20 protein-coding genes and 5 tRNA genes are annotated in these 22,883 nt (G+C 42.3%); 17 read left to right on the forward strand and 8 right to left on the reverse strand.

Annotated features, from left to right (window positions below; translation table 11 throughout):
- Positions 1–107 precede the first annotated feature (107 nt).
- Together JF50_RS05735 and JF50_RS25960 are read left to right on the forward strand one after the other, a co-directional pair.
- A complete protein-coding gene (locus JF50_RS05735; protein ID WP_052262147.1) occupies positions 108–1,247 on the forward strand; it encodes a polysaccharide pyruvyl transferase family protein in 1,140 nt (379 codons plus the stop codon).
- Positions 1,204–2,127 (forward strand): glycosyltransferase family 2 protein, encoded by a 924-nt coding sequence (locus JF50_RS25960; protein WP_052262148.1) that lies wholly within the window; start codon positions 1,204–1,206, stop codon positions 2,125–2,127. The genes JF50_RS05735 and JF50_RS25960 overlap by 44 nt, the downstream gene beginning before the upstream one ends.
- A gap of 47 nt (positions 2,128–2,174) precedes the next feature.
- Here JF50_RS25960 and JF50_RS05745 read toward each other — a convergent pair whose 3' ends face one another.
- Both JF50_RS05745 and JF50_RS05750 read right to left on the reverse strand, forming a co-directional pair.
- Positions 2,175–2,894, reverse strand: a complete 720-nt coding sequence (locus tag JF50_RS05745; RefSeq protein ID WP_039608484.1) for a UDP-2,3-diacylglucosamine diphosphatase — start codon at positions 2,892–2,894, stop codon at positions 2,175–2,177.
- A 53-nt stretch (positions 2,895–2,947) separates the two neighbouring features.
- Positions 2,948–3,442, reverse strand: coding sequence for a peptidylprolyl isomerase (locus JF50_RS05750; protein ID WP_039608485.1), 495 nt, complete (start codon positions 3,440–3,442; stop codon positions 2,948–2,950).
- 207 nt (positions 3,443–3,649) lie between these two features.
- Here JF50_RS05750 and cysS point away from each other — a divergent pair, with 207 nt between their 5' ends.
- The 4 genes from cysS (at position 3,650) to JF50_RS05770 (ending at position 6,787) form a co-directional block, all read left to right on the forward strand.
- The gene (gene cysS / locus JF50_RS05755) at positions 3,650–5,029 is read left to right on the forward strand and encodes a cysteine--tRNA ligase (RefSeq protein WP_039608486.1); all 1,380 of its coding nucleotides are present in this window, start codon (positions 3,650–3,652) and stop codon (positions 5,027–5,029) included.
- Between the two features lie 363 nt (positions 5,030–5,392).
- Complete coding sequence (locus tag JF50_RS05760) at positions 5,393–5,854, forward strand: RidA family protein (protein ID WP_052262173.1); 462 nt, start codon at positions 5,393–5,395, stop codon at positions 5,852–5,854.
- A 119-nt stretch (positions 5,855–5,973) separates the two neighbouring features.
- Positions 5,974–6,255 carry a hypothetical protein gene (locus JF50_RS05765; protein ID WP_052262149.1) on the forward strand — a complete coding sequence of 94 codons (282 nt, stop codon included), beginning with the start codon at positions 5,974–5,976 and terminating at the stop codon, positions 6,253–6,255.
- Between the two features lie 118 nt (positions 6,256–6,373).
- The gene (locus JF50_RS05770) at positions 6,374–6,787 is read left to right on the forward strand and encodes a hypothetical protein (RefSeq protein WP_039608487.1); all 414 of its coding nucleotides are present in this window, start codon (positions 6,374–6,376) and stop codon (positions 6,785–6,787) included.
- Between the two features lie 22 nt (positions 6,788–6,809).
- On the opposite strand, the gene folD is transcribed toward JF50_RS05770, so the two are convergent.
- Entirely contained in the window at positions 6,810–7,664 is an 855-nt protein-coding gene (folD, locus tag JF50_RS05775) for a bifunctional methylenetetrahydrofolate dehydrogenase/methenyltetrahydrofolate cyclohydrolase FolD (protein ID WP_039608488.1), read from the reverse strand.
- A 388-nt stretch (positions 7,665–8,052) separates the two neighbouring features.
- On the opposite strand from folD, the gene JF50_RS05780 reads away from it, so the two are divergent.
- From JF50_RS05780 to JF50_RS05830, 11 genes are all read left to right on the forward strand, one after another.
- Positions 8,053–8,129 (forward strand) — tRNA-Pro (locus JF50_RS05780).
- 49 nt (positions 8,130–8,178) lie between these two features.
- Positions 8,179–8,255 (forward strand) — tRNA-Arg (locus JF50_RS05785).
- A 28-nt stretch (positions 8,256–8,283) separates the two neighbouring features.
- Positions 8,284–8,359, forward strand: a tRNA-His gene (locus tag JF50_RS05790).
- A gap of 21 nt (positions 8,360–8,380) precedes the next feature.
- Positions 8,381–8,457: transfer RNA gene (locus JF50_RS05795), tRNA-Pro, on the forward strand.
- A 24-nt stretch (positions 8,458–8,481) separates the two neighbouring features.
- Positions 8,482–8,558: transfer RNA gene (locus tag JF50_RS05800), tRNA-Pro, on the forward strand.
- 274 nt (positions 8,559–8,832) lie between these two features.
- Positions 8,833–10,140 carry a trigger factor gene (tig, locus tag JF50_RS05805; protein ID WP_039608489.1) on the forward strand — a complete coding sequence of 436 codons (1,308 nt, stop codon included), beginning with the start codon at positions 8,833–8,835 and terminating at the stop codon, positions 10,138–10,140.
- Positions 10,141–10,330: 190 nt separating this feature from the next.
- Positions 10,331–10,939 carry an ATP-dependent Clp endopeptidase proteolytic subunit ClpP gene (clpP, locus tag JF50_RS05810; protein ID WP_039608490.1) on the forward strand — a complete coding sequence of 203 codons (609 nt, stop codon included), beginning with the start codon at positions 10,331–10,333 and terminating at the stop codon, positions 10,937–10,939.
- Positions 10,940–11,168: 229 nt separating this feature from the next.
- On the forward strand, positions 11,169–12,452 hold the full coding sequence (clpX, locus tag JF50_RS05815; protein ID WP_039608491.1) for an ATP-dependent protease ATP-binding subunit ClpX: 1,284 nt from the start codon (positions 11,169–11,171) through the stop codon (positions 12,450–12,452).
- A 123-nt stretch (positions 12,453–12,575) separates the two neighbouring features.
- The gene (gene lon / locus JF50_RS05820) at positions 12,576–14,945 is read left to right on the forward strand and encodes an endopeptidase La (RefSeq protein WP_039608492.1); all 2,370 of its coding nucleotides are present in this window, start codon (positions 12,576–12,578) and stop codon (positions 14,943–14,945) included.
- A gap of 209 nt (positions 14,946–15,154) precedes the next feature.
- Positions 15,155–15,427: a nucleoid-associated protein HU-beta gene (hupB, locus tag JF50_RS05825; protein ID WP_039608493.1), complete on the forward strand. Its 273-nt coding sequence runs from the start codon at positions 15,155–15,157 to the stop codon at positions 15,425–15,427.
- A 158-nt stretch (positions 15,428–15,585) separates the two neighbouring features.
- Positions 15,586–17,499: a SurA N-terminal domain-containing protein gene (locus tag JF50_RS05830; protein WP_039608494.1), complete on the forward strand. Its 1,914-nt coding sequence runs from the start codon at positions 15,586–15,588 to the stop codon at positions 17,497–17,499.
- Positions 17,500–17,572: 73 nt separating this feature from the next.
- Here JF50_RS05830 and JF50_RS05835 read toward each other — a convergent pair whose 3' ends face one another.
- The 5 genes from JF50_RS05835 to JF50_RS05855 are packed head-to-tail and all read right to left on the reverse strand — an operon-like array spanning position 17,573 to position 22,880.
- Positions 17,573–18,334 (reverse strand): ATP-binding cassette domain-containing protein, encoded by a 762-nt coding sequence (locus JF50_RS05835; protein ID WP_039608495.1) that lies wholly within the window; start codon positions 18,332–18,334, stop codon positions 17,573–17,575.
- A complete protein-coding gene (locus tag JF50_RS05840) occupies positions 18,319–19,326 on the reverse strand; it encodes an oligopeptide/dipeptide ABC transporter ATP-binding protein (RefSeq protein ID WP_039608496.1) in 1,008 nt (335 codons plus the stop codon). Before JF50_RS05840 ends, JF50_RS05835 begins: the two co-directional genes overlap by 16 nt.
- Entirely contained in the window at positions 19,326–20,219 is an 894-nt protein-coding gene (locus tag JF50_RS05845; RefSeq protein WP_039608497.1) for an ABC transporter permease subunit, read from the reverse strand. Before JF50_RS05845 ends, JF50_RS05840 begins: the two co-directional genes overlap by 1 nt.
- Entirely contained in the window at positions 20,206–21,237 is a 1,032-nt protein-coding gene (locus tag JF50_RS05850) for an ABC transporter permease (protein WP_039608498.1), read from the reverse strand. Before JF50_RS05850 ends, JF50_RS05845 begins: the two co-directional genes overlap by 14 nt.
- Complete coding sequence (locus tag JF50_RS05855; protein WP_052262174.1) at positions 21,237–22,880, reverse strand: ABC transporter substrate-binding protein; 1,644 nt, start codon at positions 22,878–22,880, stop codon at positions 21,237–21,239. Before JF50_RS05855 ends, JF50_RS05850 begins: the two co-directional genes overlap by 1 nt.
- Positions 22,881–22,883: the final 3 nt, after the last annotated feature.

Here is a 22,883-nt window from a genome sequence, read left to right on the forward strand (position 1 = left end):
ATTTCGGTTTTATTTTAAGTTATTGATAATAGTTAATTTAAAATTAAATTTTGTTTTGGCACAGCCCCTGCAATATCTAGGTATAGACACAGAGTTGAGGACTACACATGCAAAGCAAACACGACATATATGTTGTTGGTTACTACGGCATGCGCAACAGCGGAGACGATGCGCTGATGTTAGCAAGTATAGAAGGTGCAAAAAGCACGTTCGGTAGTAACAACATCGCTGTTAATGCCAGCAACCAATATGGTTTAGTGAGACAGCTAGAGGTACAAGGTCAAGCACCGATGTTGTTTAGAGGCCATCAAAGAGTAACGCATTACAAACGTGCATTTAATGCAAAGAAAATTGTTTTTGGTGGTGGCTCTGTATTGCACTCAAGCAGAGATATTGCACAAAAGTGTCATATGATTTCTTTGTGTGGTAAGCAGTCTAGCTACGCCGTTGGGGTTGGGATTGAAGATTTTAAAACAACAGCAGATGAAAAGCAGTGTGCGAAGTTTTTAAACAAATGTCACTTCACTGGTGTAAGAGATGCGAAAAGTTTTGACATTGCGAAAGCGATTGCACCGAATGCCAATATCGCGCAGACATTTGATTTGGCTCCTTCGCTGTTACATTACTTCGGCAATTCAATTCAAGCAATTGAGCGCAGAGGTGTCGCGTTTAATTTCTGTCAGCAAGCGATTAATGCTTTTGGTGAAGCAGATCAGTTGAGCGAACGTGCCAGAATCAGAAAAGCAGTTAAGTTGATGACCGCTATTTGGGAAATGACACGTGAAGACATCTACCTTGTAGATTTTAACGACCACAGCACATTAGGTGATAACAATGTGCACGAGCAAATTCTTCGTAAAATGCCAAGTTATGTACCGGTTAAACGTATTCGATATACAGTGAATCCACTGCGCTTACTACAAAGCATGGCAATGTTTAAAGCAGTGATTGGCATGAGATTACACGCTGCAGTTTATGCCTACATGGTGAATACGCCGTTTATTAACTTGCAGTATCACAGCAAATGTAAGCAATGGTCAAAGCAAATTGGCATGGCAGACATGTATCAATTTGATGCTAATGACTATGACCCACTAGAGGTCATCAATATTACAAATCAGGTTGTATCGGGTCACTGTGTAGCACCAACACTACCAGTAGAGCAAGCGGTCGCATTATCAATGAATAATTGGAGCAATGAATATGAACAGCATCAAATTCTCAGTTGTTATCCCTCTGTACAATAAGCGTGATTGCATTGAACGTGCAATTAACAGTGTTGTTGCTCAGAGCTATGAAGCAGATGAAATCATTATCATTGATGATGGCTCTACAGATGACAGTGCAGAGATTGTCACTGCCTTGAATATCAGTAACGTAAAATTAGTGAAGCAGGCAAATCAAGGTGTGTCAGAAGCGCGCAATGCAGGTGCTAATCTTGCTAAGAATGAGTTTATTGCTTTTTTAGATGCTGATGATACATGGTCGCCATTTTTCTTGAATCGCATTGCAGATTTAATTAATCTACACCCAAACATGGGCCTGTATGCAACGCGTTACCAGAAAGTATACGGTGATAATGATTATAAAGACGCAAAAATTGCGTTGACTCAATGGGATGCTAACGGCTATGAAATGAATAACTATTTCGCGGTTGCAGCAAGTGGTGACTTACCATTTACCATGTCGAGTATCGTTGTAAGAAAGTCGACATTTGATGAGTTAGGTGGCTTCCCGCGCGGTGAGTGGATGGGAGAAGATCAGAGCTTTTATGTCAACTTTGCTTTGTATTCGCGAATTGCCTACTCTCCGTTAATTGAAAGTTTTTATTTTCAAGGTACTCAAAATAGTGCATGTGACAAGGCGCCACCAAAAGAGTTATGTCCATTTGCTGAGCGTTTGCTGGATGATGTGAAAGCAGGGCGAATCGCACCTAAGTTAGAGCAGATGGTATTAAAGTACGTTGGCGCACATATTTGCGACTTGGCTAAACGCCATATTAAACATGGTTCTTATGACTATGCCGCACAGTTACTGTCAAACCCAGTATCTCGCACTAAACCGGTTCATTGGAGTTTTTACAAGCTGGTATCTACGCCAATGTGTATTTTCTCTAAAGCCGCATAGACTTTGACAAGATGTTCAATATTGAGCGAGTAAAGTATTTCGCTACTTTATTCGCTAAAAGCGTGTTGTTCTAAAGATTGGCTCTCTTCTGTCACAAGTAAATATGAGCTTTGACTATACCAATCTCCTAACACTGTTCTGGTGAACTTATCTTTATGTACTTTTGGCCTATGTGTATGGCCGTGGATCATGTGTTGTACATTGTACTTTTCAAACATCTCGGCGACTGCGTCGTCTGTCACATCTAATATACTGGGCGCTTTGCCTTGTTGATTAAGCTTGCTTTTTGCTCTGGCATTTTTAGCCACTCTGCGTCTGTACCATAACGGCATCGCGAGCATTAACTTCGGCCACCACCAGCCGCGACTTTTTTTTCGAAACTTTTGATACTCGATATCTTGAGTACACATTTCATCACCGTGCAAAATCAGTGTCGGCGTGCCGTATAGGTCTATCACTGCTTGCTCTGGCAATAAAGTCATACCACATAACTTGGCATACTGTTCGCCAATTAAAAAATCACGGTTGCCGTGAATAAAGTACACGTTTGTACCTGTATGACTGATAGCTTTGAGTCGTTTAGCAACTTCAATTGCAAGTGGGTCGCCTTCATCATCGCCAATCCAAACTTCAAAAAAGTCACCCAATATGTATAACGCGTCCACACTGTCATCTATAAAAGCATCTAAGAAGTTATAAAAGGCGTTGGTGATGTCTGGTCTGTGTTCGGTTAAATGAAGGTCGGAAATAAAGTAGGTCTTGCGCATGATGTCTCTTGTTATAAATAAGAGCGCCTTAGCGCTCATATTTTTAGTCAGTGTTATTCAGTGATGGTTGCACTTTCGATGATTACATCATCCAGTGGCACATCCTGATGGAAGCCTGATGAACCTGTTGCAACACCTTTGATCTTGTTCACAACGTCCATGCCTTCAACAACTTCAGCAAATACGCAATAACCCCAACCCTGAGATGTTTCGCTTGAGAAGTTTAGGAAGTCATTGTCATTCACGTTGATGAAAAACTGTGCTGTTGCAGAGTGAGGATCTGGCGTACGTGCCATGGCAAGTGTACCAACTTTGTTAGCAAGACCATTGTTTGCTTCATTTTGGATAGGTGCGTCAACTTCTTTTTGACTCATACCAGGCTCAAAACCACCGCCTTGGATCATGAAGCCATCGATCACACGGTGAAAGATAGTGCCAGTGTAAAAGCCGCTTTCAACATATTTTTTGAAGTTTGCAACTGTAGCAGGTGCTTCTTTTTCAAATAGTGCGATTTTGATTTCGCCGAAGTTTGTTTGTAAAACAACCATAATGGGTCCTTGAATTACAATGATAAGATTAAAACGCTATTTTATAGTACATCTGCTGAACTACAAAGTGTTGAAATAACTTTGACAGTTTTGCTGTTTAAATTTTGTTACCTAGATAGGGTAAAATTCGCCTTTTTACGGTGGTGACGAGCTTTTTCAAGTGATATGATGCAAAAGTTTCAAACTCGAATTTAGGAAAATTACTACATGTTGCAGATATACGACACACTGACACGTCAAAAGTCACAATTTAAACCGCTTGTTGAAGGCAAAGTCGGCATGTATGTGTGTGGTATTACAATCTATGATTTCTGTCATGTAGGACATGCACGCACATATGTATCTTTCGATGTAATCAACCGTTATTTTCGTTATTTAGGTTATGACGTTACTTATGTTCGTAACATCACTGATGTCGACGATAAAATCATCAAGCGTGCAGCAGAGAATAAAGAAGAGATCAATGACCTGACAGTGCGTATGACCAAAGCTATGCACGATGACTTTGAGGCATTAAATATCTTACCTGCTGACATTGAGCCAACAGTAACGGGTCATATGGATGAAATCATCGAAATGATCGAGCGCTTAATTGCTAAAAAACATGCCTATGTCGGAAAAAGCGGCGATGTATTATTTGATGTTTCCACATTTAAAGATTACGGTCAGCTATCACAGCAAGATTTGGATATGCTTCAAGCCGGTGCGCGTGTTGAAGTGGCTGAAGGCAAAGATGATCCACTTGATTTTGTACTATGGAAAAAAGCCAAGCCAGGTGAGCCATCTTGGACATCACCATGGGGCGAAGGTCGACCAGGTTGGCATATTGAATGTAGTGCAATGAGTTCTAAGCACTTAGGTGATTTATTTGATATTCATGGTGGTGGTTCAGATCTACAGTTTCCGCACCATGAAAATGAAATTGCACAATCTTGCTGCGCAAATAATGGCTGTTACGTAAATACTTGGATCCACACAGGTATGGTACAAGTCAACAAAGAAAAAATGTCTAAATCTTTAGGTAACTTCTTTACTGTACGTGAAGTATTAAAGGCGTATGACCGCGAGACGGTGCGTTATTTCCTGATTAATGGTCACTACCGTAGTCAGTTAAACTACTCACAAGAAAACTTAGATCAAGCTCGCTCATCTCTAGAGCGTATCTACACGGCTCTACGTGGTGTGGAGCTTGTGGAAGTTGAGCTTAAGGGCAATGCTTACGCAGAGCGTTTTGAAGCTGCCATGAATGATGATTTCAATACGCCAGAAGCTTTACCTGTTATTTTTGAGTTGGCCAAAGAAGTAAACTTATTGAAAGATACTGACGTAAAAGCCGCAGGTGAGCACGCCTATATTTTGGTAAAATTAGCTGAAGTACTCGGGATCGCTCAACAGACGCCGGAGAGCTTTTTACAAGGTGAGCAAGATGAAGATGAAGTGGCGAAAATTGAAGCTTTGATCGAGCAGCGTAACACTGCACGTGCCAATAAAGATTGGGCTGCTGCTGATGAGGCGAGAGATGCATTAACTGCGCTGGGCGTCGTGTTGGAAGACAGTGCTGGAAAAACGACTTGGCGTAAAGCGTAAGCACATCTTAATAAATATTTAAAAAGGAGCACTGAGTGCTCTTTTTTTTTAGCAGAAATATGTATGGCAGGGCCCATTTGAGTGAAATGCGTCAGTGCTCCCATTACCCCCTGTTTTTGTCTGGTAGCCCCCAGCAATATTCGTTCTCTCAGCATAAGGGAGTGCACGGCTATCGTTACTTAAATTCTTTACTTTCTTTTTATTTTCATCTTATCACCGGTATTTTCTTACAGGCGAAATTATGCTGATACATTTTTAAGCTATTCTTTGCGTGCTTAAATGCCAGTCTCTTTGGCTGAAAATATCCTTGGCTTTTTTTTGAACGGTGATATTTTGAGTGTATCGTGTTTTGAATGGAAACGTATGATGAAGGAAAAAATAATTGCTTTAACTTTTTTGGCCGCAGCGAGCCATGGCATCGCTAAACCTAACAAGCAGGTTGAGCACCTAAACTCTTATGCTGTTTTACCTGCTGGCCATAATTTGCCATTTTCAGAGGCTGTACGTGTGAATGATATGGTGTACTTATCTGGCCAAATTGGCATTCAACCCGGCACAACACAGCTGGTGAAAGGCGGTATTACCGGTGAAAGTAAGCAAACTATGGAAAATATTCAAGCAAGCTTAGAAGCTCACGGCTTATCGATGCAGAATATTGTGAAGTGCACGATTATGCTTGCAGATATCAAGGAATGGCCTAAGTTCAATACGGTGTATACGAAGTATTTTTCAAAACCTTATCCAGCGCGAAGTGCTTTTGCAACCAACGGATTAGCATTAGGGGCTCGGGTAGAAGTAGAGTGTATGGCGGCAATACCGAAATAATCACGGTAAATATTTACTGTTCAGCTTGCTCCTCATTTAGTTTATCTATTTGACGCTTTGTTAATCTTAGAGTGCATGCTATTTTTGCGCCCTAAGCAATAAATAAGGAGTTGAATATAATGAAGTTTGCTTGTGGTATAGGTTTACTCGCGCTGTTTTTAACTGGGTGTAAGGTTAATGAGGGTGAGTCTTTTGATAAAGATGCAGCCCCAGAAGAACGTACAGAATACCAAGGTGTTGAAGGGGTTGTGCAGTCGCAAAAAGATAAAGTCTACCTCATGAATAAAGAGCTAACAGAAAAGTGTAAAAATGCCAAAGTCGATCATGCTGTGGCTATTACAAATAACGATATGAAGGCACAAAAAGCACAATTAGAAATTATCAAGTCTATGTGTAGATAAATCAGGCTTTAGGTGCTAAATGTGACAGGCCAAGTTGACTACTGCCCTCAACTTGGCGCGGTGTTTGCTTTGAATTTGTGGTAGAGGAGCATATTTACCACAGTTTAAGGAGAAGACAATGTTATTGCATAAAAGCGTCTCAATTCCCCCTACCGAATTCATGCAAATAAAAGGGCCCAAATCAAAAGAGAGCGAGCCTCAGGTGTTTGCTAAAGAAATGACTAGCTTCAGTACAGACTCGGAATTATCTCAATCATTAAAGCAAAAAGATCTCTCAGCCTCTCGATTAAATGACAGTTTTTTAGCACAAGCCCGTCAATCAATGATGTTTAATCGCATCGGGGTGAATGAAGATAAGATCAAAGAAATAGAGTCAAAAATGCAAGAATTATTGGCAAGACTTGAGTCTGGAGAAATTGATCAAAAAGAATTTGAAAAGCAAATGTCTGCTTTGCAAGAGATGCTTGCGAAAGAATATAGAAGAGGAGGGGGTGAGGAAAGTGAAGAGGATGTAAAAGTGGAGCACCCTTAACATTGAGCACTCCAATAATACATTAGCTGTGGTAGTTTTCGCACGCTTCTAATGTATTTTCAATTAAGCTCGCGACTGTCATTGGACCAACACCACCAGGGACTGGTGTAATAAAGCTGGCTTTTGTTTCTGCAACATCATATTGCACGTCACCAACTAGTTTGCCCGACTCTAGGCGGTTAATGCCTACATCAATCACAATTGCCCCTTCTTTTACCCAGTCGCCAGGAATAAACTCTGGTTTCCCGACTGCGACAACTAACAGATCAGCACGGCGAACATGAGATTCTAAGTCTTGCGTAAACTTATGACATACCGTTGTTGTGCAGCCTGCGAGTAGAAGCTCAAGAGACATGGGTCGGCCAACGATATTTGATGCCCCAACAACGACCGCGTGCATACCCTTGTAGCGGACACCGGTTGATTCCAGTAACGTAATAATGCCCTTTGGTGTGCATGGTCTCAGTGCAGGCATTCTTTGTGCAAGTCTTCCCACATTGTAAGGGTGAAAACCATCTACGTCTTTATGAGGATGAATTCGTTCAAGGATTTTTTCTGCATCAAGCCCTTCAGGTAAAGGCAATTGAACAAGGATCCCATCCACTTCTTGATCTTGGTTTAAATTGTCGATTAACTCCAACAGCTGTGCTTCGCTTGTATCACTAGGTAAGTCATATGATTTAGAAACAAAGCCAACTTCTTCACATGCTTTGCGCTTTGAGCCAACATATACTTGGCTCGCGGGGTCTTGTCCGACAAGTACCACTGCCAGTCCTGGAGCTCTAAGTCCTTCAGTTACGCGCTGCTCAACACGTGTTGCGACAGTACTGCGAACCTGCTTCGCAATTGCTTTGCCATCGATGATGTTTGCCGTCATGGGTGACCTTTATATCTAGGGGTTATTTACTTGAACGATTATAGAGCTTATTTGGGGACTCTATTAACAATACTTACAGCTGCAGTCTTAATGGGCACATACAATATTGCTTTTCAGAGATAATAAAGCTGTGTTGACTATATTTTCGCAAACTTGAGCTAATTAGCCAAGCAAGATTCCGTGTTAATGTAGCTGCATTAATATAAGTCACAGTGGTTGTTGAGTGATTTTTGTCTTTTTAAGCTGCTTTTTAACCCTTTTGAGTCAAAAATAGGCAGTTGAACGAATTTATAAAAAAAATGTTTGACCTCAACAACTCAAAACCCTATTATGCACCCCGTTGCCAACGAGGGGTGTTAAACAAAAAATTCTTAGTAAGTAACAAATTCGGCGATTAGCGCAGCTTGGTAGCGCACTTGGTTTGGGTCCAAGGGGTCGCAGGTTCAAATCCTGCATCGCCGACCACTTCCTCCTCGAGGAAGTAGGTGGATAGCACACAAGTGTTGTTTGTGTTGCGCCCGTAGCTCAGCTGGATAGAGCAACGGCCTTCTAAGCCGTGGGTCGAAGGTTCGAATCCTTCCGGGTGCGCCATTTAAACAAAGTCCACAAGTATGTAGTGGCGGCTGTAGCTCAGTTGGTAGAGCCCTGGATTGTGATTCCGGTTGTCGTGGGTTCGAGCCCCATCAGTCGCCCCATCTACACACTCAAAATTATATCGGCGATTAGCGCAGCTTGGTAGCGCACTTGGTTTGGGTCCAAGGGGTCGCAGGTTCAAATCCTGCATCGCCGACCACTTTTCAAAAAAATATACTATTATCGGCGATTAGCGCAGCTTGGTAGCGCACTTGGTTTGGGTCCAAGGGGTCGCAGGTTCAAATCCTGCATCGCCGACCATCTTCCTTCTAATTATCTCATATTATCTCATTCATTTAATTTACTGTCTTTTTTCCTATTATTTATTTGTTCTGATTGCTCGACTCTCCCGTTTTATAGGTTATAATGCCGCGTCTAATGTTTAACATAGTGCCCTGATGGGGCAGGCAGCAAGCTCGACAGGTAATTGGTTGTGAATAAATGCAGTGTTTGCATTGTTTCTGATTACACTATTATGTCGACTTGTTTGTGAAGGAAGGCGCGTTGCCGCCAAAAATGAAAATTGAGGTATATCATGCAAGTTTCTGTTGAGACGACTCAAGGCCTTGAGCGCCGTCTGACTATCACCGTTCCTGCAGAGAACGTTGAGACTGAAGTTAAAAAACGCTTACAACAACTGTCTAAAACACAGCGTATTGACGGTTTCCGTCCTGGTAAAGTACCAGTTTCTGTGATCAACAAGCGCTACGGTGCAGCAGTTCGTCAAGAAGTTGCTGGCGACCTTATGCAGCGTAACTACATTGAAGCAATCGTTTCTGAAAAAATTAACCCAGCAGGTGCACCGAGCTTTGCTCCTAAATCACTTGAAGCTGGTAAAGATCTAGAGTTTGAAGCGACTTTTGAAGTTTATCCAGAAGTTGAAATTAAAGACTTAGATAAAGTAGCTGTTGAAAAGCCAGTTGTTGAAGTAACTGCAGACGACCTTGCTAACATGCTTGAGACACTTCGTAAGCAGCACGCAACTTGGACTGAAGTCGATGCAGCTGCAGGCGAAAACGATCGCGTAACAGTTGATTTCCTAGGTACTGTAGACGGTGAAGAGTTCGAAGGCGGTAAAGCTGAAGACTTCCCTCTAGAGCTAGGCCAAGGTCGTATGATCCCAGGTTTTGAAGATGGTATCGTAGGCAAGAAAGCGGGTGAAGAAGTCGTTGCTGACGTAACTTTCCCAGAAGAGTACCACGCTGAAAACCTAAAAGGTAAGCCAGCTCAATTCACTATCACTGTGAAGAAAGTTGAAGTGCAAGAGCTTCCTGAGCTAAGCGATGAGTTCGCAACTAAGTTCGGTGTTGCTGAAGGCGGTGTTGATGCACTTAAAGAAGAAGTTAAGAAGAACATGACTCGCGAACTTGACCAAGCTGTTAAAGCAAAGGTAAAAGAGCAAGCAATCAAAGGTCTTCTAGACACAAATGAAGTTGAAGTGCCAAAAGCACTTATCGATCAAGAAATTGACGCGCTTCGTCAGCAAGCTGCACAGCGTTTTGGCGGCGACGCTAAAAACATGCCAGAGCTTCCTGCTGAGCTTTTCCACGAGCAAGCAGTAACTCGTGTTAAAACTGGTCTTCTTCTAGGTGAAGTGATCAAAGCAAACGACATTAAAGTTGATGATGCTAAAGTTGAATCACTAATCGAAACGGTTGCTTCTGCATACGAAGATCCTTCAGAAGTAGTTAACTACTACAAAGAAAATGATCAATTAATGCAGCAAATGCGTAATGTTGCAATGGAAGAGCAAGCTGTAGAAGCTGTACTTTCAAGCGCAACGGTAACTGATGTTGAGAAATCTTTCGACGACATCATGAACCCACAGCAAGCTGCAGAGTAAGTTTCTTACCTCGTCTTAGAGGAAAGCATTGACTTACAGCTAAGCTAACGCTTAAATGGCTCGTAATGCTCTGTTAAACGCAGCGCTGCGAGCCTTTTTTGTTAATAGTGATTAATAGTTTAAGGCATGTTCAAGTAGTGATGCTTGAATGACGCGGCAAGCCTGCCTCGCATATAAAGGAACCAATAATATGAATGACGGTATGATAGACCCTCTAAACGCCTTAGTGCCTATGGTTGTTGAACAAACAGCGAAAGGTGAACGCTCGTACGATATTTACTCGCGTCTTTTAAAAGAAAGAATTATTTTCTTAACAGGCCAAGTTGAAGACCATATGGCTAACTTAATTGTGGCGCAGATGCTATTCCTAGAGTCAGAAAGCCCAGAAAAAGATATATTTCTATATATTAATTCTCCAGGTGGCTCTGTGACTGCAGGTATGTCAATTTACGATACGATGAACTTCATCAAGCCCGATGTGAGCACTGTTTGCGTTGGTCAAGCGGCAAGTATGGGGGCGTTTTTATTGTCTGGTGGTGCTAAAGGTAAGCGTTACTGTCTACCAAATTCTCGTGTAATGATCCATCAACCTCTAGGGGGTTTCCAAGGGCAGGCATCTGACTTTGAAATTCACGCCAAAGAAATCCTAACTATCAAAGAAAAATTAAACAGGTTAATGGCAGAGCATACAGGTCAGCCATACGAAGTACTTGCTAATGACACTGACCGTGATAATTTTATGAATGCGCAAGAAGCAGTCGATTACGGGCTAGTTGACGCGGTGCATACAAGCCGCTAGAGATAAAAGCTAAACAAAGGTGAAATTTTACACCTTGAAATAATAAAACTTGGATCTATATCTTAAAGATGTCCAGTTGAGTTACTCTCGGTGTAAAACGCTATTTATGACTAAGTAGTGACACTTTGCTTTAGCTTAGTTATGCCAACTGAAAGTTTATTTGGTATAGTTAAAGCATATATTGTGTTATCCAAATAGAGATAACTCACCCAATTTAAGAGGTAGTTGAATGTCAGACACTCCTACAGACGGCGACAAGAACAGCAAACTCTTGTACTGCTCATTTTGTGGTAAGAGTCAGCACGAAGTACGCAAATTGATAGCTGGTCCTTCAGTTTATATTTGTGATGAATGCGTCGAACTGTGTAACGACATCATTAGAGAAGAGATCAAGGATATCGCGCCGCAGCATGATGCGTCTGATAAACTGCCGGTGCCTAAAGAGATCCGTAATCACTTAGATGACTATGTTATCGGCCAAGAACATGCAAAGAAAGTTTTGTCAGTGGCGGTATACAACCATTACAAGCGTCTTAAAAACCAAGGTATTAAATCCGATGTAGAACTCGGAAAAAGTAATATCTTGTTAATCGGACCTACAGGTAGTGGTAAAACGTTACTTGCAGAGACGTTAGCACGATTGTTAGATGTGCCATTTACTATGGCTGATGCGACAACATTGACCGAAGCTGGATACGTTGGTGAAGACGTTGAAAATATCATTCAGAAGCTTTTGCAAAAGTGTGATTATGACGTTGAAAAAGCACAGCGTGGTATCGTTTACATAGATGAAATTGATAAAATTTCACGTAAGTCTGATAACCCATCTATTACCAGAGATGTGTCTGGTGAAGGTGTGCAGCAAGCGTTACTGAAATTGATTGAAGGCACCGTTGCATCGGTTCCTCCACAAGGCGGGCGTAAGCACCCTCAACAAGAGTTTTTGCAAGTTGATACGTCTAAAATCTTATTCATCTGTGGTGGCGCTTTTGCAGGCCTAGATAAAGTCATCGAGCAACGTAGTCACACCAATACTGGTATTGGCTTTGGTGCAGAGGTGAAGAGTTCTGATGGTGAACGTTCATTGAGCGAGACATTTAAAGATGTTGAGCCTGAAGATTTGGTTAAGTATGGCTTAATTCCAGAGTTCATTGGTCGTCTACCAGTTGTAGCGACCTTGACTGAGCTCGATGAAGATGCGTTGATACAAATCTTAAACGAGCCAAAGAATGCATTAACAAAGCAGTATGGTGCGTTGTTTAAGATGGAAGGCGTTGAACTTGAATTCCGTGAAGACGCGTTAAGAGCCATTGCACATAAAGCGATGGAGCGTAAGACTGGTGCTCGAGGACTGCGTTCAATTGTTGAAGCTGTTCTACTTGAAACCATGTATGAACTTCCTTCAGTTGAAGATGTCAGCAAAGTTGTTATTGACGAAACAGTCATTAAAGGGGAGTCAGACCCCATTTTAATTTACGAAAATAGCAATCAAGATAAAGCTGCATCTGAATGATTTATCAGTTAAGTTAGAAAAGGAGCCTAGTGCTCCTTTTTTTGTCCAAGAGTTGAACTTTATAGAGGGCATCCCCATATACCTCTGTAATCTTAAAAATAAATGAAGTGCAAAGAGAACATAATGACGCTTGAGAGAACGGATCGAGTCGAAATTCCAGTGTTAGCACTGCGTGATGTTGTGGTTTACCCTCACATGGTGATCCCACTATTCGTTGGCAGAGAGAAATCTATTAGATGTCTTGAAGCTGCAATGGAAAATGACAAGCAAATTTTTTTAGTGGCTCAGAAAGAAGCCTCCATCGATGATCCTAGTACTGACGATATCTATGATGTCGGTACAGTTGCCACTGTATTACAACTTCTGAAACTACCAGACGGCACGGTCAAGGTTTTAGTTGAAGGCACACAAAGAGCGAGAATTGATGAGTTTTTGGTTACTGATGAGTATTTCTTAGCAAATGCACAGTTCATTGCTTCAGAAAACATTGCTGAGCAAGAACAAGATATATTCATTCGCAGTGCAGTGAGCCAGTTTGAAGGGTATGTAAAACTCAATAAAAAAATCCCACCTGAAGTACTGACCTCTGTTTCTGGCATCGACGAAACTGCACGTTTAGCTGACACCATGGCTGCGCATATGCCAATTAAAGTACCTGAAAAACAAAAGGTGCTTGAGTTGTATAACGTTACTGAGCGCCTAGAGTACTTGATGGCATTGATGGAAGGTGAAATAGACTTACTTCAAGTTGAGAAAAAGATTCGCTCTCGCGTGAAAAAGCAAATGGAAAAATCGCAGCGTGAGTACTACCTCAACGAGCAGATGAAAGCGATTCAAAAAGAGCTTGGTGAACTAGATGATGTGCCAGATGAGTTTGAGACGCTTAAAAAGCGTATCAGTGAAGCTCAGATGCCAAAAGAAGCGGAAGAAAAAGCCACTTCAGAGCTGAATAAGCTTAAAATGATGTCGCCAATGTCTGCTGAAGCCACAGTGGTGCGTTCGTATATTGATACGCTAATCAATGTGCCTTGGAAAAAACGCTCAAAGGTGAAGAAAGATTTAGCGAATGCGCAGAAGATTCTAGACGCTGATCATTACGGCTTAGATAAAGTCAAAGAGCGTATTATCGAATATTTGGCGGTACAGCAGCGTACCAATAAACTAAAAGGCCCTATATTGTGTCTTGTTGGCCCTCCTGGTGTGGGTAAAACGAGCCTAGGTCAATCGATAGCGCGCTCTACAGGCCGCAAATATGTACGTATGGCACTGGGTGGTGTACGTGATGAAGCTGAAATACGGGGCCACCGCCGTACATATATTGGATCTATGCCAGGCAAGCTCATTCAGAGCATGAGTAAAGTTGGCGTTAGAAACCCACTTTTCCTGTTAGATGAAATCGACAAGATGTCATCAGATATGCGTGGTGATCCAGCATCAGCATTACTGGAAGTTTTAGATCCAGAACAAAATAGCAGTTTTGCTGATCATTACCTTGAAGTTGAATACGACCTGTCTGATGTTATGTTCGTGGCAACATCAAATAGTTTTAATATTCCAGGCCCGTTATTAGACCGTATGGAAGTGATCCGCTTGTCGGGTTATACCGAAGATGAAAAGCTGAATATTTCTAAGCAGCATTTAATTCCAAAGCAAATTAAACGCAATGGCTTAAAAGCGGGTGAAATTGAAATAGAAGATAGCGCAATTATCAATACCATTCGATATTACACACGTGAAGCGGGTGTACGTAACTTAGAGCGTGAAATGTCTAAGTTGTGTCGTAAAGCGGTGAAAACCATTTTGTTAGATAAGGATCAGAAGAAGGTCGTTATCAATGCAGACAATCTGGAGAGCTTTTTGGGCGTTCAGCGCTTTGATTACGGAAAAGCCGAAGATGGTGACAGAGTCGGTCAGGTGACAGGCCTTGCATGGACTGAAGTCGGTGGTGATTTATTGACCATTGAAAGTGCGGCTGTGCCTGGTAAAGGCAAGCTGTCTTACACAGGTTCTTTGGGTGACGTCATGCAAGAGTCCATTCAAGCTGCGATGACAGTCGTCAGAAATCGTGCCGAGAAACTTCGAATCAACGAAGATTTTTATGAAAAGCGTGATATTCATGTGCATGTGCCTGAAGGTGCTACTCCTAAAGATGGCCCAAGTGCTGGTATTGCGATGGTCACAGGCTTAGTTTCAAGTTTGACTGGCAATCCGGTAAGAAGTGATGTGGCTATGACTGGTGAAATCACACTGCGTGGTGAAGTATTACCAATTGGTGGTTTAAAAGAGAAGTTACTGGCTGCGCACCGTGGTGGAATTAAGACAGTGGTCATTCCGAAAAAGAATGAACGTGACTTAAAAGAGATCCCAGATAACGTATTAGATGGCCTCGAAATTCACCCTGTGACATGGATTGAGGACGTTTTATCTATTGCGCTTGCTCAACCTGTGGACAGTTTTACTGTGGAAACGCAAAAAACTGCTGTTAAAGCTTAAAAAAGTCGAGAAAAAGGGTTTTCAAATCCCGTTGGTGTGCTAAGTTAAGCACTGGATTTAGGCCTAGGACACGGGAAGCCCCGTAGTTTCTAGGCTGTAATACATTTAAGCAATAGAGAATCGAAAGATTTCTCGTAGTTAACAACAAAAGTGATGTTAGTTTTAAAACGCCATCGCTCTTGATAATAACAATGTAAGAGGATGATATTGTGAATAAATCTCAATTAATCGATCAAATCGCAGCTGATGCTGATATTTCTAAGGCCGCTGCTGGTCGTGCACTGGATTCATTCATTGAGTCAGTAACCGCTGCGCTAAAAGAAGGCGATTCAGTTGCCCTTGTAGGCTTTGGTACTTTTTCTGTTCGTGAACGCGCTGCACGTACAGGCCGTAACCCTCAAACGGGTGCTGCAATTGATATTGCTGCTGCTAACATCCCTGCTTTTAAAGCTGGTAAAGCTTTAAAAGACGCGGTTAACTAAGAAAGAGCTTATTTTTACAATCACACTATTGTTATGTAGATGTAATTGGACGCATAAGCTTCAAGATAAAAAGCGTATCTGGTAAGATACGCTTTTTTTACATGAGCTAACTGATGCAAAGTACCTTGGTGCTTTGACTTAGATAAGAGATAGAATAAATGCTTGAAAAGATTAGAGAGGGGTCTCAGGGCCTTGCTGCCAAGATCGTTCTTGGTGCAGTTATCTTGTCTTTTGCGCTGGCAGGGATCGGTGGTTACCTAGGTCGAACCACAGAGCAACCAGTTGCAGAAGTCAATGGTATTGAAATTTCGCAATTAGACTTTGCGAGAGCGTTCGAAAATGAACGTAGTAGATTAGAGCAACAGTTTGGAGAGTATTTCGAACAAATCGCTTCTGATCCTGCTTATATGGCGCAAATCCGTGAAGGAGTTGTAGACCGTTTAGTACAACAAGAGTTGCAAAATCAGCTTGCGCTAGAGCTAGGTCTACGCGTTAGTGACGAGCAGATAAAGCAAGCAATTTTTGAAATGCCTTATTTTCAAATTGGTGGTCAGTTTAGTAATGACCGTTATTTGCAATTAATCAGACAAATGAATTTCCAACCAGATGATTTCCGTGAATATCTGCGTGCAGAAATGACGCGTAACCAGTTAGTTTCTGCAATTGCTGGATCTGACTTTGCGCTTGATGGTGAAATAAAGCACACTTTGGTTTTACAACAGCAGACGCGTGACGTTGATTACTTAGTACTTGATAAAGAAAAGTTAAAAGAACAAGTGTCAGTATCAGAGTCAGAGGTTAAAGACTACTATGACTTAAACCAAGATCAATTTATGTCTGCTGAGCAGGTTGCACTGAATTATATCGAGCTAAAAGCATCTGATGTAGAACTACTTGATCCTGTGACTGATGAGCAAGTTAGAGCTTATTATGATGAGAATCAGGCTCAATATTTAGAAGAAGAGAGACGTCGTGTTTCGCACATTCTAGTTGAAAGTACTGAAGATGCAGAGGCTGCGAAAGCGAAAGCACAAGATTTATATGCCCAACTGCAAGGCGGGGCTGATTTCGCTGAACTAGCTCAAACACATTCAGATGATGTGGCAAGTGGAGAGTTAGGCGGAGACCTTGATTGGATCGAGCGCGAGATGATGGAGCCAGAATTCGAAGCTGCTGCATTTGCGTTAACCAATATCGGTGACTATTCAGAGGTTGTTGAGTCTGAGTTTGGCTTCCATATTATTCAGTTAACGGATCTTCAGGCGCAAGAAGTTAAATCGTTCGAAGAACTAGCTGCTGAGCTAAGAGCTGAGCTTGAGCAAAATGCAAAAATCGATGCGTTTTACGGCAAGCAAGAAGATGTACGTGAGCTAGCATTCGAAGTGGCTGATACATTAGATGATGCAGCAGCAGTGGCTAACCTTGAAGTTAAGCGCACTGAATTGGTTGCACGCAACTTGCTTCCTGCACCATTAAATTCACCTGAGGTTTCTCGTGTTATTTTTACACCTGAATTGTTAGAAGATGGCGTGAACTCAGAAGTCATCGAAGTTGCGCCAGAGCACGTAGTTGTAGTAAGGGTTGTCGAGCATAAGCCTGCGGCGGTGAAGCCACTGGAGGAAGTAACTGCGCAGATTACTACACGTTTAGAAAACGATAAAGCTTCTGAACTGGCTAAAGACAAAGCGCAAGAGTTGTTTGCGCAGCTTGAAGGTGGCAAAACGTTAGCTGAAATAGCGGCAGCGGAGTCATTGGAAGTGAAATCAGAAGCTGCGCTAGCACGTCAAAGCTATGCGGTCTCACCAGCGCTGGTAAGTAAAGCCTTTAAGATGGCTCACCCTACAGAAGAGGGCACATCTAAAGCGATGGTAGAGCTTAATAATGGTGACTCTGCACTATTAGTGGTTAAAGCGGTTAATCTAGCTAACGTAACAGATGAGCTTGAGCCTCAGCAAAAGCAAAGCATTACTAGAACACAGGTAAATAAAAATTACTTGGCGTTGCTAGGTGCACTTGAAGGTACGGCTGAAATTGTTAAACCAAGTACTTTTGAAGTGACTGAAGAGAACTAATCAGCGCAGTTTAAAATAAATAAAAAAACCACCATTCGGTGGTTTTTTTTTGCGTTCAAGATCGGCTGCGGGTTTATACGGCGAGCAGCTTCTTCATTACTTTAGATTGCGGACGATTAAAAATAGTTTGGCAACAGCCATACTCCACGGCTTCACCATTGTTGAGTACGAGTAGCCGGTCGCTCATATGTTTTACGAGACTAAGGTGATGGGTGATAAGTACATATGTTAAATCTGTTTCTTGTTGCAACTTTAAGAGCAAGTTGACTATTTGTGCTCGCACTGAGGGATCGAGCGAAGAAAGTGCCTCATCTAATACCACGACTTTAGGATCTAAAATAAGCGCTCTGGCTAGCGCTACACGCTGTAATTGACCGCCACTGAACATATGTGGGTAATAGTCATAATGTTCTGAGAGCAGACCAACTCGAGACAGGGTCAATTCAATTTTTTTATCTCGTTGTGCATCTGTAAGCTTGGTGTTAAATCTTAGGCAATCATCAAGCATTTCGCCAATGGTCAAACCTGGGTTAAGTGAGCGGGTAGGATCTTGAAATATAAGTCTAATGTGATGGCATTCACGTTTAGATTGCCCATCATCAACTATCATATCGCCGTTTAATAGGATCTGACCAGAATCGGCATCTTCTGCACCAGCCAGCACCTTAGCTAAGGTACTTTTGCCTGACCCGGTTTCTCCGATGACCGCTAACGTTTGGCCCGGCAAAACAGCAAATGAGATATCTTTTAAAACTTGTACAGTATCTCGTTTGAATAATCCAGATCGAGTTTTAAATGTTTTACTCAGGGCTTGAACTTTTAGCACGGGTTGCATTTTTTCTTCTCCCTATTTAATGGGAAGTGGCATGCATAGGAATGCCCATGTGATTTAACTTGTATAGGGGTTGCAACGCACTCTTTTTGTGCCTGCGGGCAGCGAGGGCCTAATCTACAACCAATTGGCAGATGCTGTAATGGAGGGATTGTTCCTTTGAGAGCATAAAAAGGGGCTTTGTGGCCCAGCCCATGGGCATAGTCTGGCAATGATTTAACCAAGGCTTGTGTGTAAGGGTGAAAAGGGTCGGTAAATACTTTTTTAGTTGGCCCTGCCTCCACCATCTGGCCACAGTACAGCACATGAATGGCATGCGACCATTGGGTTATTTCTTCCAATTCATGAGAAATCATTAAGATAGACATATTTTTTAGCTGATTTAGGCTCTTTAGCAACCTAAATACTTGAGCGCGAGTGGTACTTTCTAGTGCCGTGGTGGGCTCGTCAGCAATCAATAACTGAGGGTTTCTTGCAATGGCCATCGCTATCATGACTTTTTGGCATACTCCCTCAGAGAGCTCATGAGGGTAGCTACTACAGATCTTCTCATCATCGCGTATGCCCACCTTGTGCAGAAGTGCTTTTACCTTGACTTTACGCTCTTTTTTTCGACCAAAAAAACCGGCTTTAAAACACTCGTCTGGCAGTGACTCAGCGACTTGTTCAAATATTTTTGCGGTGGGGTCCAAACTTCTTCTTGGCTCTTGATAAATCATAGCCATATCTCGACCGACGATTTTACGGCGTTTTTCAGGGCTCAAACGCATTAAGTCCACCCCTCGCCAATGCATACGGTCTGCGGTCACTTTCCAGCGAGTATTGAGGACGCCAACAATGGCTTTGGCTATTAAACTTTTCCCTGAGCCCGACTCGCCAACAAGTGCATGTACCTCACCTTCTTTAAGACTCAAATTTACTTTATCCACGGCCCTAATTACACCGTCTTCAGTAGGGAGCTCAATGGTGAGGTTTTTAATATCGAGTAATTGCATCAGGTTGCCTTTCTAGCTTGCAGCGCTTTTCTCAGCCCATCACCAACAAGGTTAGTGGCTAACACAGACAAAAACAATAGGGCGCCAGGTAAGCCAACGGTCCAAGGTGCTAAATAAATTAGGCTAAGGTTTTCAGCCAGCATGGCACCCCATTCGGTTGTGGGCGGTTGAGCACCTAATTTTAAAAAGCCGAGTGCAGCAATATCCAAAATTGCAGTGGACAATGCCAAAGTAAATATCACCACGATATGTTCATAAATATTAGGAAACACACCCCGGAACAGGGTTTGAGTGCGGCTTGCGCCATCTAACCTATAAGCGCCTATGTAGTCTTTATTAAGCTCTTCAACGACGAGGTTTCGAATTGAGTGAATATGTTGTGGTAACAAGGCTAAGATGATAGCCCACACAGTATTTAAAAGCCCAGGTCCTAAAATAGCGATAATGATGATAGCGAGTAACAGAGAAGGAATCGCGAGTGTAATATCGAGTAAATGGTTTAGTATACTCGATTTAAATCCTTTGTTTATCCCGGCTAAAGTACCCAGTACAACCCCAAGTATTGTGGTGACCAATGCCGCTACAATGGATAAACCAAAAGTATAAGTGGCGCCATTCATCAGCCTTGAAAGAATATCTCGCCCGAGATCATCCGTACCCAAAATAAAGTGAACATCACCATCATCATGCCAAGATGGGGGGAGCAGCAGCGCATCGCTATGCTGTTGGTCGATCCCATAAGGCGCTAACAAAGGCGCAGTCATCGCCAGCAGAGTTAACCCAATGAACATCCACAGGCCAACCAAGGCCAGGTGATTGGCTCTAAATGTGCGCCATAGCCGTGATAAAGGTGATCGGTTTGACTCTTCACTGTATAGTCTAAACTTTGCCATGGGACTGGTTCCTAGATACAGGGTCGAGTAAAGAGTGGGTCAAATCGGCTAACATATTGGCAAAAATAACAAACATAGACACAGCGAGCAAACCGCCTTGAATCGCAGGATAATCACGTTGATAAATGCTGTCGATTAACCATCGGCCAATGCCTGGCCACGAAAAAATGACTTCCGTTACCATGGCCAGTGTGATCAGGGTGCTAAATTGCAAGCCTATTTGTTTTATAACTGGTAGAAGTGCGTTACGTAGCGCATGATCTAAAATAATTTGCCTCCGGTTAAGACCCTTTGCTCTGGCTGTTTTTATGTAGTTTTGTTCTAGTACATTGAGCATGGAGTCTCTAGTAAAACGGGTCAGCACGGTTGTTGGATACATGGCTAACACAATTGTGGGTAGCGTTAAGTGGTGCAGCGCATCAAGAAATGCCTGACCACCATAAGGAAAACCAAGCAACCAAATATCGATTAAAATGAAGTTAGTGACTGCGGGGATTTCGTATAAGAGGCCAATACGACCCGACATAGGGAACCAACCAAAACCAAGACAAAAAACCATAATAAGGAGCAGCGCCAGCCAAAATACGGGGATTGAAAAGCCCAGTAAGGTAAGCGTACTGATAATTTTATCGGGCCACCTTTTATAGTAGGCACTGGTGATGATCCCTGCTGGGATCCCCAATAAAACGGCAACAACCAATGCATAAAAGCACAGTTCTAATGTTGCAGGTAGCAGCACAGCGACATGTGATGAGACAGTTTGGCCTGATGAAAGTGATAGTCCCCAATCGCCTTGGAATAAACGGCTCACAAACGCACCATATTGGACAATGACGTTATCATCGATTCGATACTTTTCCTCGAGCATTTGAGATTGGTTAAAGCTGGTGTTTAATTGGCCGCTGAAATTAGTCAGTAAATCTCCAGGAAATAAGTAGTTTAAGCTAAATGTAAATGCTGTGAGCGCAAATAACATAAATAGCAGCAAGCTTAATCGCCTCAGTAAATAATCAAGCATTACTGATCACCTTTTCTTACATTGGCCAGTGATACGCCGCCAAAGGGACGAAGTTCAGCACCCGCAATATCAGCACTGCGAGCCTGAAATCTAACCCCATGTGCAATGGGAACTACAGGAAGTTGCTCCACCAGCATTTTTTGTGCTTGTTGGTAGTAATGTTTACGCATTTTGAGATCGTTGGTATCTAGCGCTTGCGTTAATAACAGATCAAATTCAGGGTTGCACCAATTGGCGGGGTTTTTACCGGTAAAGGTCGCAGTGCAACTGAGTAATGGGCTAAAAAAGTTATCTGGATCAGGCGTATCGGCAGCCCAACCAAGTAACACACTGTCATGTTCATGTCGGCCAATGCGTTCAATAAATGCATTCCACTCATACTCAACAATTCTGGTTCTTATGCCTATTTGTCGAAGGTCACTTTGGATTAGCTCAGCCATTTTTCGAGCATTAGGGTTATAAATCCGTGACACAGGCATGGCCCAAAGTGTCATTTCAAAACCATCTGGAAATCCTGCTTCCGTTAAATATTGTTTTGCTTTTTGGGGGTCATAATAAGGCATGACTTGTTTCGTAAACGCCCACGATGACGGCGGGAGAATTGATTGTGCTGCAATACCGTTACCATAAAACACCGCTTGCATAATTTTGTCAAAATCAATGCTATGAGCTAGGGCTTTCCTGACTAAAACATTATCAAAAGGTGGCTTTTCAGTATTAAATGCCCAGTAGCCCACATTTAAGTTAACGGCCTTGTCGACCACAATATCCTGCCGTTGTGATAGAGCCTCTAACTGGGTAGCACTTGGATGCGATGTAATATCGCATTCTTTAGTGAGCATTTTTGCAATTCGAGTTGTGTTGTTGGTTGTGATGTCATAGACCAATTGATCAACTGCGTAATCATGTTTCCAATAGCCGCTATGTTTGTGGAAACGGACTAAATTATCTCTTAAAAAATGTTTATATTTGTAGGGGCCTGTGCCAATTGGTAAGGAATCAAAAAGGTGCTTTTTATCTTGAGATTCACGTAACATTGCATATTCTTCAGATAAGATCACTGCAAAATCAGTGGCAATATTAGATAATAAACTGCTTTCAGCACTGAAAAGTTCAAATCTAACGGTGTAGTCGTCGACTTTAACAATTTTTCTTATCAACTGGTCCATCCCTACACTTTGAAAGTATGGGTAGTTGGCATCTTGAACAAAATGATAAGGGTTATACACATCAAACAAGCGGCTAAATGAGAAAATCACGTCATCAGCATTCATCGTTCGAGTCGGCGTAAAATACTCGGTGCTGTGAAATTGCACGCCTTCTCTTAACTTGAATGTTATTTTCTTACCATCATCGCTAATTAACCACTCGGTAGCTAATTCTGGTTTAAATTCCGCAGTGATCGGATCAATGCTAATCAAAGAGTTATACAGCTGATTGGCAATAATATCGATGGTTGAGCCCGTTGTGGTGACCTGAGGGTTAAAAGAAACAGGGTTTGCTTCTGCACAATAAACGATCCCTTGGGTTTTATTTGCCGATTTTGTTTGTGGCGATTCCCCACATGCCGAGAGATATACGGCAGTGAACGTGGCAAAAACCACAGTTTTATATCGTTGGCAGGTGTTATACAGATCAGTCATTGT

Source organism: Pseudoalteromonas luteoviolacea (genome assembly GCF_000814765.1).
GTDB lineage: Bacteria > Pseudomonadota > Gammaproteobacteria > Enterobacterales > Alteromonadaceae > Pseudoalteromonas > Pseudoalteromonas luteoviolacea_H.

Excerpts from the sequence above, each read along its gene's own strand:
- JF50_RS05745 (WP_039608484.1), bottom strand. The coding sequence starts at position 2,894 with ATGCGCAAGACCTACTTTATTTCCGACCTTCATTTAACCGAACACAGA.
- cysS (WP_039608486.1), top strand. The coding sequence starts at position 3,650 with ATGTTGCAGATATACGACACACTGACACGTCAAAAGTCACAATTTAAA.
- JF50_RS05840 (WP_039608496.1), bottom strand. The coding sequence starts at position 19,326 with ATGCAATTACTCGATATTAAAAACCTCACCATTGAGCTCCCTACTGAA.
- JF50_RS05845 (WP_039608497.1), bottom strand. The coding sequence starts at position 20,219 with ATGGCAAAGTTTAGACTATACAGTGAAGAGTCAAACCGATCACCTTTA.
- JF50_RS05750 (WP_039608485.1), bottom strand. The coding sequence starts at position 3,442 with ATGGTTGTTTTACAAACAAACTTCGGCGAAATCAAAATCGCACTATTT.
- JF50_RS05770 (WP_039608487.1), top strand. The coding sequence starts at position 6,374 with ATGTTATTGCATAAAAGCGTCTCAATTCCCCCTACCGAATTCATGCAA.
- JF50_RS05765 (WP_052262149.1), top strand. The coding sequence starts at position 5,974 with ATGAAGTTTGCTTGTGGTATAGGTTTACTCGCGCTGTTTTTAACTGGG.
- JF50_RS05830 (WP_039608494.1), top strand. The coding sequence starts at position 15,586 with ATGCTTGAAAAGATTAGAGAGGGGTCTCAGGGCCTTGCTGCCAAGATC.
- lon (WP_039608492.1), top strand. The coding sequence starts at position 12,576 with ATGACGCTTGAGAGAACGGATCGAGTCGAAATTCCAGTGTTAGCACTG.
- tig (WP_039608489.1), top strand. The coding sequence starts at position 8,833 with ATGCAAGTTTCTGTTGAGACGACTCAAGGCCTTGAGCGCCGTCTGACT.
- clpX (WP_039608491.1), top strand. The coding sequence starts at position 11,169 with ATGTCAGACACTCCTACAGACGGCGACAAGAACAGCAAACTCTTGTAC.
- JF50_RS25960 (WP_052262148.1), top strand. The coding sequence starts at position 1,204 with ATGAACAGCATCAAATTCTCAGTTGTTATCCCTCTGTACAATAAGCGT.
- clpP (WP_039608490.1), top strand. The coding sequence starts at position 10,331 with ATGAATGACGGTATGATAGACCCTCTAAACGCCTTAGTGCCTATGGTT.
- JF50_RS05735 (WP_052262147.1), top strand. The coding sequence starts at position 108 with ATGCAAAGCAAACACGACATATATGTTGTTGGTTACTACGGCATGCGC.
- JF50_RS05835 (WP_039608495.1), bottom strand. The coding sequence starts at position 18,334 with ATGCAACCCGTGCTAAAAGTTCAAGCCCTGAGTAAAACATTTAAAACT.
- JF50_RS05760 (WP_052262173.1), top strand. The coding sequence starts at position 5,393 with ATGATGAAGGAAAAAATAATTGCTTTAACTTTTTTGGCCGCAGCGAGC.
- JF50_RS05855 (WP_052262174.1), bottom strand. The coding sequence starts at position 22,880 with ATGACTGATCTGTATAACACCTGCCAACGATATAAAACTGTGGTTTTT.
- JF50_RS05850 (WP_039608498.1), bottom strand. The coding sequence starts at position 21,237 with ATGCTTGATTATTTACTGAGGCGATTAAGCTTGCTGCTATTTATGTTA.
- folD (WP_039608488.1), bottom strand. The coding sequence starts at position 7,664 with ATGACGGCAAACATCATCGATGGCAAAGCAATTGCGAAGCAGGTTCGC.